At 71.2% G+C, this 12979-nt stretch carries 12 protein-coding genes; 6 read left to right on the top strand and 6 right to left on the bottom strand.

Annotated features, from left to right (window positions below; all coding sequences use genetic code 11):
- Positions 1-131: 131 nt before the first annotated feature.
- Genes FB384_RS24935 through FB384_RS24910 form a run of 6 tightly spaced genes read right to left on the bottom strand, consistent with a single transcriptional unit; the run spans position 132 to position 6258 of the window.
- On the bottom strand, positions 132-875 hold the full coding sequence (locus FB384_RS24935) for a lysophospholipid acyltransferase family protein (RefSeq protein ID WP_183787296.1): 744 nt from the start codon (positions 873-875) through the stop codon (positions 132-134).
- 51 nt (positions 876-926) lie between these two features.
- Entirely contained in the window at positions 927-2381 is a 1455-nt protein-coding gene (locus FB384_RS24930; RefSeq protein WP_183787295.1) for an FGGY-family carbohydrate kinase, read from the bottom strand.
- Complete coding sequence (locus tag FB384_RS24925) at positions 2378-3406, bottom strand: 2-hydroxyacid dehydrogenase (RefSeq protein ID WP_183787315.1); 1029 nt, start codon at positions 3404-3406, stop codon at positions 2378-2380. The genes FB384_RS24930 and FB384_RS24925 overlap by 4 nt, the downstream gene beginning before the upstream one ends.
- A gap of 43 nt (positions 3407-3449) precedes the next feature.
- Positions 3450-3914 carry a ribose-5-phosphate isomerase gene (locus FB384_RS24920; RefSeq protein ID WP_183787294.1) on the bottom strand — a complete coding sequence of 155 codons (465 nt, stop codon included), beginning with the start codon at positions 3912-3914 and terminating at the stop codon, positions 3450-3452.
- Positions 3914-5584, bottom strand: coding sequence for a dihydroxyacetone kinase family protein (locus FB384_RS24915; RefSeq protein ID WP_183787293.1), 1671 nt, complete (start codon positions 5582-5584; stop codon positions 3914-3916). The genes FB384_RS24920 and FB384_RS24915 overlap by 1 nt, the downstream gene beginning before the upstream one ends.
- The gene (locus tag FB384_RS24910) at positions 5581-6258 is read right to left on the bottom strand and encodes an HAD family hydrolase (RefSeq protein ID WP_183787292.1); all 678 of its coding nucleotides are present in this window, start codon (positions 6256-6258) and stop codon (positions 5581-5583) included. The genes FB384_RS24915 and FB384_RS24910 overlap by 4 nt, the downstream gene beginning before the upstream one ends.
- Before the next feature lie 69 nt (positions 6259-6327).
- On the opposite strand from FB384_RS24910, the gene FB384_RS24905 reads away from it, so the two are divergent.
- The 6 genes from FB384_RS24905 to add all read left to right on the top strand — a co-directional run bounded on the left by FB384_RS24905 (position 6328) and on the right by add (position 12974).
- Positions 6328-6939, top strand: a complete 612-nt coding sequence (locus tag FB384_RS24905; RefSeq protein ID WP_183787291.1) for a histidine phosphatase family protein — start codon at positions 6328-6330, stop codon at positions 6937-6939.
- 1 nt (position 6940) lies between these two features.
- Positions 6941-7741, top strand: coding sequence for a DeoR/GlpR family DNA-binding transcription regulator (locus FB384_RS24900; protein ID WP_183787290.1), 801 nt, complete (start codon positions 6941-6943; stop codon positions 7739-7741).
- 84 nt (positions 7742-7825) lie between these two features.
- On the top strand, positions 7826-9178 hold the full coding sequence (locus FB384_RS24895; protein ID WP_183787289.1) for an MFS transporter: 1353 nt from the start codon (positions 7826-7828) through the stop codon (positions 9176-9178).
- Positions 9175-10578, top strand: coding sequence for an FGGY-family carbohydrate kinase (locus FB384_RS24890; RefSeq protein WP_183787288.1), 1404 nt, complete (start codon positions 9175-9177; stop codon positions 10576-10578). Before FB384_RS24895 ends, FB384_RS24890 begins: the two co-directional genes overlap by 4 nt.
- Before the next feature lie 156 nt (positions 10579-10734).
- Positions 10735-11556, top strand: coding sequence for a DUF899 family protein (locus tag FB384_RS24885; protein ID WP_183787287.1), 822 nt, complete (start codon positions 10735-10737; stop codon positions 11554-11556).
- Positions 11557-12029: 473 nt separating this feature from the next.
- A complete protein-coding gene (add, locus tag FB384_RS24880) occupies positions 12030-12974 on the top strand; it encodes an adenosine deaminase (RefSeq protein ID WP_183787286.1) in 945 nt (314 codons plus the stop codon).
- Positions 12975-12979: the final 5 nt, after the last annotated feature.

Genomic DNA, 12979 nt, shown 5'->3' with positions numbered 1-12979 from the left:
GAGACGCGGGTGGGCCGGTGAGGATCCCGGGTGGAGATACGCACCGCCTCTCCCCTGTCCCGTACGGCACCCTGCTCCGTGTGGTGCTCACTCCGTGCGGACCGATGGGCGACACTCGGCCGCGGTGCGCTTCAGTCCCGGTCGCGACCTTTGGCGTCGAGTGCGGCCGCTTCCTCCGGGGTCGGCGCGGTGCCGCCGAGGTGTGCAGGCAGCCACCAGCGGTCGTCCTCGCCGGCAGGCCGGTCCGGGTAGCCGGCCTGCAACTCGTCGAGGATCGCCTGGAGCCGCACGCGGAGGTCGCTGCTGAGCGCGTCGGGGTCGTCGCCGGGTGTCGGGCGCAGCGGCTCCCCCGCGTGGATGTGGATCGGGACGTGCCGCTTCGTGAGCTCCTTCGGACGCCCCTTCGTCCAGAGCCGCTGCGTGCCCCACAGCGCCATCGGCACGACCGGCACGCCCGCGTCGGCGGCCATGCGCACGGCACCCGACTTGATCGGCTTGATCGTGAACGACCGGCTGATCGTCGCCTCCGGGAACACGCCGACCACCTCACCGGAGCGCAGTCGGTCGACCGCTTCGTCGTAGGAAGCCTTGCCCGCTCCCCTGTCCACCGGGATGTGGTGCATCCCGCGCATGAGCGGACCGGCGATCCGGTTGTCGAAGATCTCCTTCTTGGCCATGAACCGCACCAGCCGCTTCGCCGGCTGCGCGCCGAGACCGCAGAAGATGAAGTCCAGATAGCCGATGTGGTTGCAGGCGATCACCGCACCGCCGGTGCGCGGGACGTGTTCGGTGCCCGTCACCCGCAGTCGGTTGTCGAGCACACGGAACATGGTCTTGGCCGCCAGCACGACGGGCGGGTAAACGATCTCTGCCACACCGTCAGGCTACGCAACCGTAGGTTTACCCGCTCGTGGCTGGGTCGCCGATCACAGCCGCCACAGCTGGCGTGCCGCGGCCAGCGACGCCTGGTAGTCGTCGTAGCCCGACCGGTAGAACTCGGCCGCCGACGGGTCGAACTGCACGGTGCGCGAACTGGCGGCCCAGCGTTCGGCGTCGTACGGCTCGCCCAGCGCCTCGGCCGCCACGAGGACCGCTCCGCGTGCGCCCACACCCGGGTCGCTCGGGATGACGATCGGCCTGCCCAGCACGTCGGCGAAGATCTGGGTCCACTCGGCCGAACGGACCCCGCCCCCGCAGGCGTACAGCGTCCCCGACAGCCCAGCGGCGTCGAAGCAGTGCCGGGCGGCGTAGGCGATCGACTCGCACAGCGCGCGCACGATGTCCGCCGGTCCGTGTTCGAGGCTGAGCCCGGAGAACTGGGCGCGTGCCGCCGCGTCCACGAACGGCGCCCGCTCCCCCGACGCCGACAGGAACGGCAGCGCGCGGACCCCGCCCGCGCCCGGGCCGCTCTGCGCCAGCAGTTCGCCGATCCGCCCGACCTCGATCCCGAACATCCGGCACGCCCAGTCGATGCTCGCGGTACCGACCATGGCGGGCATGGCTCGCAGATACTGCCCCTCGTCGGGCGTCGACAGGAACATGCCCGCGGGTTCGCCGTCCGGGTCGAACGTGGCGTCGCCGGTGAGTACCTGGCACGCGAGCGTCGTACCGGCCGTGAGGATGCCGTCGCCCGGTTTGCGCACGCCCGCGCCGATGGCGCTGGCCGGCAGGTCGAACGGTCCCGCCGTCACCGGCAGGCCGGCGGGGAGCCCGAGCAGCTCGGCGCCGTGGGCGTCGAGAGCGAACACGCTCCTGGGCGCGGCCGGTTCGGCGAGCAGATCCCTGCGGTGCGTGAGGCCGCACGCGGCGATGGCCGCGTCGTCGTAGCGGCGGGTCGCAGGGTCGAGGAACGGCAGCGACGCGTCGGACACGTCGACGGTGATCTCGCCGGTGAGCCGTTGCAGCACGGCGTCGACGCAGTACCCGGCGACTGCCGCACGGTCCAGTGTCTCCGGTTCGTGGGCGTCCAGATACGACAGCACGGGGCCTGCGCAGCCGGGGAACATGCCCGATCCGGTGCGGCCGAACACCTCCGAGGACACGCCACCGGCCTGCCATTCGGCCAGCAGTGCGTTCGCCCGGCCGTCCAACCAGGACACGGCGGGACGGACGGCACGGCCGTGCTCGTCGCGCAGCCACACGCCGTCGCCCTGGCCGGTGAGCGCGACGGCGCCGACCGGCTCGGCCAGCTCGGCCGCGACCTGACGCACCACCGTCGCGACGGTGCCGACGACCTGGTCGAGGTCCTGTTCGACGCGGCCGCCGGGCAGTTGGACGAGCTCGGACGGGGTGCACGCCTCGGCGACGGCCAACCCGTCGTCGTCGAACGCGACGGCCTTGGTCAGCGAGGTTCCGATGTCGACGCCGATGATGCGGGTCATCGCAGCACTGCCGGGTTGGCGACGTTGCGCAGCTGCTCGCCGCGCGCGTAGCGGCCCACCTCCGCCGCGACGATCTCGGCGGCCCGCTCCGCGGTCTGCTTGCTGCAGCCGGCCAGGTGCGGCGTCGCGATCACGTTGGGCAGGTCCCGCAGTTCCCAGTCGGCGGGCGGCGGCTCCTCGTCGTACACGTCGAGGGCCAGCGCTCCGAGCTTGCCGCTGCGCAGCAGCCCGGGCAGCGGGGCGTAGTCCAGCAGGCCGCCGCGAGCGGAGTTGACGAGAACCGCGCCGTCGGGCAGCAGCGCCAGCTTCTCGGCGTCGATCAGGTGCCTGGTGTCCTCGGTGAGGCGTGCGTGCAGGCTCACGACCGGGCTGCGCCGCAGCAGGTCGTCGAGGTCGACCAGCTCGGCACCGTCGGCGGCGATCCGGTCGGGGTCGGCGAACGGATCGGCGACCAGCACGCGGGAACCGAAGGCCACGAGTACCTTGGCCACCCGCGCGCCGATCGCGCCGTAGCCGACCAGGCCGACCGTCGTGCCGTCGAGTTCGAGACCTGCGTTGGGGTAGGCGTAGTAGTCCCCGCGCCACTGCCCGCCGAGCAGTTCCGCGGACGCGGTGGGGATGCGGCGCATAGCGGCCAGGATGAGACCGAGGGCGAACTCGGCAGCCGCGGCCGCGTTGCGGCCCGGCGCGTACGTCACCGCGACACCGGCCTCGGTGGCAGCGTCCAGGTCGACGTTCACCGGGCCCCCGCGGGAGACGGACACCAGCTTCAGCTGCGGTGCCGCGGCGAACACCTGTTTCGTGAACGGGGCCATCTGCGTGACCGCGACCTCGGCGTTGCCGAGCGCCTCGATCACCTGTTGTTCGGTGCCGCTGGCCTCCTGCACCCCGCCGACCGGGCCGAACGGTTCGACCGGCCAGGGCAGCGACAACCGCGACAGCTCGGCGTCGGGGACCTGGCCGCGCACCGCGTCGGCGAGCAGCTCGGTCCTGACGAACTCGTCTCCTGCAGCGAGTATCCGCAACGTCATTGTTCCTCTCGGTGCTGGGTTCCCGGTACCGCCGGACTCAGGTCGCGGCGCCCGCTTGTTCGTAGTCGGTGATGTGGGCGACCTTGGCGGCGCTGGCCGAGGCCGGGTCGAAGGTGTAGCCGAGCCACTCGCCGACGATCCGTTTGGCGAGTTCGGGGCCGATCACGCGGGCCCCGAACGTGATCACCTGGCAGTTGTTCGACTTGACGGACCGTTCGGCGGAGTAGGAGTCGTGGGCCACGGTGGCGCGGACACCGGGCACCTTGTTCGCCGAGATGGCCACGCCGATGCCGGTACCGCAGACCAGTACCCCGCGATCGGCCTCGCCCGCGGCGATCTTCTCGGCGGCGGCCAGTCCGAGCACGGGATAGGCCCGGTGGTCGTCGGGTCCGTCGACGCCCACGTCGATCACTTCGGTGACCCGGTCGTCGGCGGACAACAGGTTCCGCACCTCGTTCTTCAATCCCACGCCGGCGTCATCGGCCGCGACGACGACTCGCATCAGTTCTGCCCTCCCAGTACGTCGCCGACCGCGGTGACGAGGAGCGCGAACGACGTCGCCCCCGGGTCGGCGTGTCCCTTGCTGCGTTCTGCCAGACGTGCTGCGCGGCCCTTGCCCGGCAGCAGGTCGGCGGTCTCCTGTGCTGCGGCCGTGGCCGCCTGGGCGGCCTTGCGCCACGCGTCGGCGATGCCGGAGCCGGTGTGGGTGCGGAGTGTGGCGCGGAACGGTTCGATCGCGTCCAGCATGGTCTTGTCCCCCGGCTGGGCCTTGCCCAACGCGGTGAACGCCTGCACTGCGCTGTCGACGGCGTCGGCCAGCGTCTCGGCGGTGATGTCGCCGCGCAGCCCCGCGCCGGTTTCGGCCAACAGCACCCCGTACAACGCGCCGGAGGCGCCGCCCGCCGCGTCGGCGAACGCCGTGCCCGCGGCGAGTAGTTGCTCGGCCGGGTTCTCGCAGGTGCGTGCGGCCGCGACGGCCGCGCGCATGCCGCGGGTCATGCCGAGCCCGTGGTCGCCGTCGGCGGCCACGGCGTCGAGCCTGCCGAGCGTGTCCTCGTTCTCCTCGATCAGGCGGAGCGCGGCGGTGAGCGCCCTGTCCACGGTGCTCTCCCCCGCAGCCTGCGGTGCGGCCAGCGCGTCGTCGACCGTGATCGAGGGCCGCACCGGCGCGGCCGGTCGGCCGTCGCTGCGGTATCCGGGGGACGAGCACGGTGCGGCGTACAGCTCGGCCAGTTCGTCGTCGAGGACCATGGCCGACAGTGACACGCCCGCCATGTCGAGGGAGGTGACGAACTCGCCGACCTCGATGTGGACGGGATCCAGACCTGCGGCCGTGAGACGTTCGTGAATGCGCTTGTAGGTCACGAACATCTCCTCGTACTTGGTGCGGCCGAGTCCGTTGAGCAGGACCGCGATGCGGCCGTCCCCGCTCGGCAGCTCCGGCAGGAGACCGTCGACGAGCTCGTCGGCCAGTTCGGTGGCTGCCAGTCTGCCGACGGTGCGCACTCCGGGCTCGCCGTGGATGCCCAGGCCGAGCTCCATGTCGGTGTCGGCGACGGTGAACAGTGGTTCGGTGGCTCCGGGCAGGGTGCAGCCGCCGAAGGCGGCGCCGAACGTGCGGGTGCGGGCGTTGGCCTTCACCGCTGCGGCGTGCACGCCGTCGAGGTCGTCGCCGCGTTCGGCCGCGGCGCCTGCCACCTTGAAGACGAAGAAGTCGCCCGCCACGCCGCGACGGCTCGCGGGGTCCTCGGCGGGGCCGCTGGCGACGTCGTCGGTGACCAGGATGGTGCGGCTGTCGATGCCCTCGGCGGCCAGCCGTCGTGCCGCGAGTCCGAAGTGGAGCACGTCGCCCTGGTAGTTGCCGTAGCCGAACAGGACCCCGGCGCCGCCGTCCGCCTCTCGCGCGGTGCGGTAGACCTGCTCGGCGCTGGGGCTCGTGAACACGTCGCCCACGACGGCGCCGTCGGCCAGTCCGTGACCGACGAGGCCGGCGAACGCGGGGTAATGTCCGCAGCCGCCGCCGATGATCACCGCGACCTTGTCCTGCCTCGGTGTGTCGGCGGCGACGACGCCGTAGGCGTCCGGAACCTTGCGCACCTCACGTCCGTACGCGGTGACGAAGCCGTCGACCCAGTCCCGTTTGAAGGTCTCGGCGCTTCCCAGCAGGGTCATGATCGCACCAACTCTCCGGCGAGGTAGGCGAGCAGGGTTCGGCGGACGTCGTCGTTGTCGGCCGCAACGGCGGCCGCGAGTTCGAGTGCGTCCGGCTTCGGTGGGTAGGTCGGGTTGGGCAGTGCCACGACGGTGAGTCCGGCGGCCGCGGCCGCCCGGATCCCGTTGCTCGAGTCCTCCACCCCGAGGCAGCGCGTGCCCGGCAGCCCCAGCCGCGAGGCGGCCTCGGCGTACACATCGGGGCTCGGCTTGCCCCGCGGCACCTCGGCGCTCGACACGGTGGCGCTGAACTCGCCGGTCAGGTCGTGCGTGGCCAGCACGGCATCGATCACCCGGCGCGCCGCCGAGGACGCGAGCGCGATGGGTGCGCGGGCGGCGACGCCGCGCACCATGGCGTCCGCACCGGCCAGCAGGGGCGCCTCGCCCGCCTCGATCGAGGCGATCATGCCGTCGACCACCGCGTCCTCGACCTGCTTCGTGGTCTCGGTCGTGCCGCTGCGGTCGGCGAGATACGCGGCCCATTCGGGCGCGCTCATCCCCTGCACCGTCGCGGTGTCCTCGGCCGTCCATTTCACACCGTGTCGCGCGGCGTAGGCGACCCAGTTCTCTTCCCAGAGGTGTTCACTCTCGACCAGTACTCCGTCGAGGTCGAACACGACCGCGCCGAACGTCATTCACAGCCCCTTTCACGTCGCAGATGTTAAATTAACACCAGAGTCGCGATTTGTCATCGGAGGTTCTGCATGGGAGCTCGACTACTGCTGGTTCGGCACGGGGAAACCACGTGGCACGCCGAGAACCGGTACGCGGGAAGCAGTGACGTGGCACTGACCGAGCGCGGTGCGGCGCAAGCCGCGGCGCTGGCCCGGCGCATCGCGGGCGCCGCCGAACCTCCCGTGGCGATTCACGCCTCCCCGTTGCGCAGGGCGATGGCGACGGCCGAGCCGGTCGGCTCCGCCCTGGGCCTGCCGGTCGGCGTCGAACCGGAGCTGCGGGAGGCGCACTTCGGCCTGGCCGAGGGCCGCACGCTCGCCGAACTGCCGGCCGCCGTGGTCGAGCGGTTCCGCGCCGACCCGGTCGCGGGCGCCTTTCCGGACGCCGAGCCGCCCGCGACGGTTGCCGATCGCGCGGTGACCGCCCTCGCCGGTATCGCGGAACGGGCCGAGGGTGCAGGGGGTCGAGCCCTGGTGGTGGCACACAACACCCTGCTGCGGTTGGCGCTGTGCCGGCTCCTCGGCATCCCGCTGTCGAACTACCGCCGCGCACTGCCCCGGTTGGAGAACGGCGCGATCACCGAGGTCGGCATCGAGGCAGGACACGCCAGCCTGTACCGGCTGAACGCGCCCGCGGAATGAGATGCTGGGCCGCGTGACGGAGAAGAGCGACAAGAGTGCGGGGCAGCGCGCCGGCAGGCAGCAGCGCATCACCGACTACGTGGTGAACAACGGCTCGGCGTCGGCGGCGGAGCTGGCCGAGTTGACGGGTGTCAGTGTGATGACGGTCCACCGTGACCTCGACGAGCTCGCGCGCCGCGGCCTGCTGCGCAAGTTTCGCGGCGGGGTGTCCGCACAGCCGTCGACGGTGTTCGAGAGCAACTCCGAGTACCGCCTCAACGCCAACGTCGACGCCAAGGCCGCCATCGCCCGGCAGGCACTGACCTATGTGGAACCGGGGATGTCGATCCTGCTGGACGACTCGACGAGCGCCCTCGCGCTGGCGAAGCTGCTCGGCGAGGTCACGCCGTTGACCGTCGCGACGAACTACCTCCGGGCGATCGACGTGCTCAAGGACGTCGAGGACGTGCGCCTGATCGCGATCGGCGGCGACTACTCGCCCACGCACGACGCCTTCCTCGGCATGCCGTGCCTGGAGGCGGTCGAACGGCTCACCGTGGACACGACGTTCGTCTCGACGTCGGCGATGAACACCGAGCTGACGTTCCATCAGGAGCCCGAGATCGTGATGGTCAAGCGGGCCATGCTGCAGAGCGCGCAGAACCGCGTGCTGCTGATGGACTCGAGCAAGATGGCACGCACCGCACTGCACCGGCTCGCGCCCGTCACCGACTACCACCGGCTGATCGTGGACTCGAGCACCCCGGAGGCGACGGTGGAGGAGCTGCGTAACCGCACGGAGGTGGACGTCGCGCCGCTCTGACGGCGCCACGGAAACCTGAAATCACATCTTGTCTGTGAACATCACATGGGTGATGATGCTTCGAGCGACACCCATGGAGGCAAGATGACTGCGCAGACAACACCGACGTTGTCCGGATCCGGCGGAGGGTTCCGCGGGTTACTCGAGAAGTGGGGCCTTCCCGCGCCGTTGCTGTTCGGCTACGTGGGCCTGCTCCTGTTCATGATCGGTGACGGCGTCGAATCCGGGTTCATCGCGCCGTTCATGGCCGATCACGGCGCCGGAACCGACATCCGCGCGTCGTACGTGATCACCGTGTACGGCGTCGCCGTGATGCTCGCGTCCTGGCTGTCCGGCGCCCTGTCCGAACTGTGGGGGCCGCGCCGGGTCATGATGCTCGGCCTCGCCATCTGGCTGGTGTTCGACGTCCTGTTCCTCGCGATCGCGGTCACCGGTGAGAACTACGCACTGATGATGGTGTTCTACGGTATCCGCGGGTTCGGCTACCCGATGTTCGCGTTCGGGTTCCTGGTGTGGATCACGGCAGTGGCACCGGTCGCGCGGCTGGGAGCCGCCGTCGGATGGTTCTACTTCGCCTTCACCGGCGGACTGCCGACCCTGGGCTCGCTCGTCGCGAGCGTCACCAACCCGATCTTCGGCCACTACGGCACGCTCTGGCTCTCCATCGGCATCCTCGGACTCGGCGGCCTGGTCTGCTTGCTCGGCGTGCGGGAGCGCACCGGCTTCCAGCGCCTCGCTCCGCCCGAGGTGAAACCCGTGCAGAGTCTAGTCTCGAGCGTGTCGATCGCGTGGCAGAAGCCGCAGGTCGGGCTCGGCATGATCGCGCGCGTCATCAACACCGCACCCGAGTTCGGCATGCTCGTGTTCTTCCCGACGATCTTCGCCCACCAGATCGGCTTCGGCGAAGCACGTTGGCTGCTGCTCGTGTCGGTCATCTACGGCACGAACATCGTGTTCAACCTGATCTTCGGCGTCGTCTCCGACAAGATCGGCTGGCGCACGACGATCTTCTGGTTCGGCGCCGTCGGCTGTGCCGTCTCGATCCTCCTGCTCTACTTCGTGCCGCTCGCCCTCGGTGCCGACTACTACTGGGTGGCCCTGCTCGTCGGCGCGCTGTACGGGGCGACGCTGGCAGGGTTCGTGCCGATCTCGGCGTTGCTGCCGTCGCTGGCGCCCGAGAACAAGGGCGGTGCGATGGCGTTGCTGAACCTCGGTGCCGGTGCCGCGACCTTCGTCGGGCCCGCGATCGTGAGCCTGTTCCTCGGGCCGACCGGAGCCGCAGGCGTGGTGATCATCTTCTCGGCGCTGTACGTGGTGGCCGCGGTGATCGTGCGGTTCCTCAAACTCCCGGAGGCCACCGAGGAGGCCATCGCGAAGGACACGAACCTGCAGGCGGTCACCGAGGAGGTCACCGACGAAGCGGTGGTGCCGCGGTGACGGTCGTCGGCATCGACGTGGCGACCGCGGGGGTCCGGGCCTTCGCGGTCGCCCCCGACGGGGCTGTTCTCGCCCGCGCCGCCGCGGACCTGCCCCGCCCCGTCCGTTCGCCCGAAGGGCACAGCGAGCAGGACGCCCGCACCTGGTGGCCCGCGGCGGAGTCGGCGATCCGGCGGGTGTGTGAGCGTCCCGAGGTGGGCCCGGTCGAAGCGGTGGCCGTGTCGGCGACGTCCGGCACGATCGTCGCGGTCGACCGTCACGGCGAACCGGCGTCACCCGCGCTCATGTACGACGACCGGCGGGCCGCGCAGGAGAACACCGTCGCCGCGGAGGCCGGTGCCCAGCGCTGGGCCGCACTCGGAATGACGGTCTCCCCGACCGCGGCGCTCGGCCGGATCGCGTGGCTGCACGCGGCGTACCCCGACGCGGCCGGCGTCGTGCACACACCCGAGCTCATCGGTGCGGCGCTCACGGGCCGGCCGGTCGCCGCTGACTGGTCGCACACACTCAAGAGCGGTTACGACCCGGTCCGCGGCGAGTGGGCGTGGGAGGTGTTCGACGCACTGGGAGTGCCGGCGTCGTGGCTGCCCGAGGTCGTGGCCCCGACCCGCCTGCTCGGTGAGACGCAGCGGCCCGTCGCGGGACTGCCGAAAGGATGCCCGGTGGTCGCAGGCATGACCGACGGCTGTGCCGCGCAGCTCGCCACCGGCGCGGCACAGCCGGGCCGGTTCGTGGGCATCCTCGGGACGACGTACGTACTGAAAGGCGTCACCGAACGGCTCGTCGCCGACCCGTGGGGCGCGTTGTACAGCCATCGGCATCCGGACGGTTGGTGGCTCGCCGGCGGCGCGTCCAACACCGGCGGCGAGGGCGTGACCGGTGATCTCGCGCGGCTCGACGACGAGGCGGCCGCGCGTGGCCCGGCCCGGATGCTGGCCTACCCCTTGGCACGGCACGGCGAACGGTTCCCGTTCCCGGCACCGGAGGCGACCGGATTCGTCGTCGGCGATCCCGCCGACGACGTCGAGCTCCACCGGGCCCGGCTCGAAGGCGTCGCGTTTCTCGAACGTCTCGCGCTCGAACACATCCGTGACCTCGGCGTGGACGTCCGCGGGCCGTTGCTCGCCGCCGGGGGCGGCAGTGCGAGCACGCTGTGGACCACGATCCGCGCGACCGTGACCGGCCGGAGCATGCAGGTGTCGGCGCACGCCGAGACCGCCTACGGCGCGGCGCTGCTGGCCGCAGCAGGCACCGCGCCCGGAGGACTGTCGGAGGTGTCCGCGCGGATCGACGCGGGTGGCACGGTCGTCGATCCCGACCCGGCACAGCGCGACCGGCTCGAGGAGTCCTACCGGCGGTTCACCGCCGAACTGCGTGACCGGGGCTGGCTTCCGGAATGAGCCGCGGCCGGGGCCGGTCGCAGCCGCGCACGGCGCCGGTTCTGCCGGTTGCCCCGGGCAGTCGCGCGGTCGAGTGGCCGTCGGTTCGGTGTCGTACCCGGTGCGGCGGTGCCGTGCACCCGTCACAATGAGCGCATCCGACGAGCGGACGACGCCATGACTGATCGTGACACCACGGCCCACGATGCGCCGGCGTTGCCGGCGGTGGTCGACCGGGCCACTTTCCAGGCCGAACTGGATGAGCTGCGCGTGCGGGAGAAGGCGCACACCCGCGAGGGTGACGCGATCGCCTCGGCGCGGCGGCGGCTGCCCATGGTCGAGATGGACGCCGGCCTGGAGCTGCTCGGCCCTGTCGGGCCGCTGACCCTGCTCGACGCGTTCGAAGGCCGCCGACAGCTCATCGCCTACTACTTCATGTGGAACCCCGGCAGACCCGCGGCCGAGCAGTGCGAGGGCTGCACGGTGTACACGAGCCAGGTCGGCGAACTGTCCTATCTGCACTCCCGCGGCGCCACCTATGCAGTCTTCTGCCAGGGCCGCAACGTCGCCGTCGACGGGGCCGACGCCCGGGTGAGCTACGACGAGAGCCTCCGTTATCGCGACTTCATGGGCTGGGACATGCCGTGGTACTCGGCACAGCCCTCCCTCGACGCGCTCCTCGTCGGTCGTGAGATCGGCTTGTTCCACCTGGTGTGCTACCTGCGAGACGGTGACCGTGTCTTCGAGACCTACTGGACCACACGCCGCGGCGTCGAGGCGATGGACTACAGCTGGGCGCTGCTGGACCTGACCGTCTACGGGCGGCAGGAGGCCTGGGAAGACTCGCCCGTGGGCTGGCCGGTCGAGTGGGAGGCCGACGAGGACCAGTACCGGACCGACGGACGGCCCACCGCCCAGTGGTCGCGACTCGACGCCGGACGCTCCGACGAGCTCGGAACCACGGGGACGGGGACGGCATCCGGACCTCACTGTCACTGACAGCACCGTTCGCGTGCCGGTGTCGTGGCGGTCCGGTACTCCGCAGCGGGTGTCGCCGGATACGGACCGGCCGACAGCGCCCTGAGCGTTGAACGGTGATCATCGGCCGGTCTAGAATGCCGACCATGCTTGCTGTGCGGAGCGCCGACGCCGATCGCGTGTTCGCGGTCTTCGGCGACCACAGCTATCGCATGGACCTTCGCGGCTGACCAGCGCCCGGCACCGCACCCGCGGTGTGTCGGATGCCCGCGGTGTGTCGGCGTCCGCGACGTCCCGGCGCTGTCCCGGCGTTGGCGCTGTCGCGAGCCGGTGACGTCGCAGTGTGCAGCGCTCCGGCGCGTGTGTGTCGTCCGGCGCCACGGTGTCCGATCGCCCGGTGGTTGCGGTGCCTGCCTCGGTGTGTCTGGTTCCAGCGGTCGCCTTGCGGGGTCTCGCCCCGGCGTTCCGCTCGTCGCGAAGGGTTTCGTTCATCCATGTCCATTCCGCTGCCCGAATCCGGTCCGCTGATCGATCTGCACCGGCATCTGGAAGGTTCGATCCGGCCGTCCACGGCGCACCGCCTCGCCGCGCGGGCGGGCGCCCGTGCGTCCCGGAGTGAGTTCGTGGCGGGCCGTGAAGGCGACCTGCTCCCCTACCTGGCGAAGATCGACAACGCCGCGAAATTCGCGACCATGACCGACGACTGGTGGTGGATCACCCACGAGGCCGTGGCGGACGCCTGCGACGACGGGCTCACCGCGGTCGAGTTCCGGTTCAGCCCACAGTTCATCGCCGCTCAGACAGGGCTGGAGGCCGACGCCGTCATCGAAGTCGTCACCGATGCCGCCGCGGGCCACGGGCTGCCGATCGACGTCGGGCTCATCGGCATCGTCGTGCGTGACGAAGGCCCGGACTCTGCCGGTCGGCAGATGCGCAGGCTCCTGCGGCACGCCGACCGGCTCGTCGGTGTCGACCTGGCGGGTGATGAGGCGGGATACCCCGTCGCGCAGTTCTCCCCCGCGTTCGGCCTGGCCCACGACGCAGGCGTGCCGGTCACGATCCATGCCGGCGAGGCGGCCGGTCCGGGGAGCGTGTGGAACGCCGTCCGGGAGCTGCGCCCGATGCGGATCGGCCACGGAGTGCGGTCCGCCGAGGATCCGCGGCTGCTCGACCACCTCGCCGCCCACGGCATCACGCTCGAGGTCGCGATCACCAGCAACGTGCAGACCGGTGCGGCCGAGAACCGGCGGCACCACCAGCTGGGCACCCTCGTTGCAGCGGGCGTGCCGGTGGCGCTGTGCACCGACAACCCGTCGGTCAGCAACACCCGCCTGAGTCGCGAGTTCGACATCGCACGAGAGCTGGTGGGCGCCGAGGCGGCCGAGCGCATCCGCAGACACGGGTTCACCGCCCGCTTCGGCCGCCGTACGCGGCGCTAACCTGA

Source organism: Prauserella sediminis, assembly GCF_014195435.1.
GTDB classification, from domain to species: domain Bacteria; phylum Actinomycetota; class Actinomycetes; order Mycobacteriales; family Pseudonocardiaceae; genus Prauserella; species Prauserella salsuginis.
The sequence above is the reverse complement of the archived record's forward strand: the minus strand, read 5'-3'. Positions and strand labels throughout refer to the sequence as shown.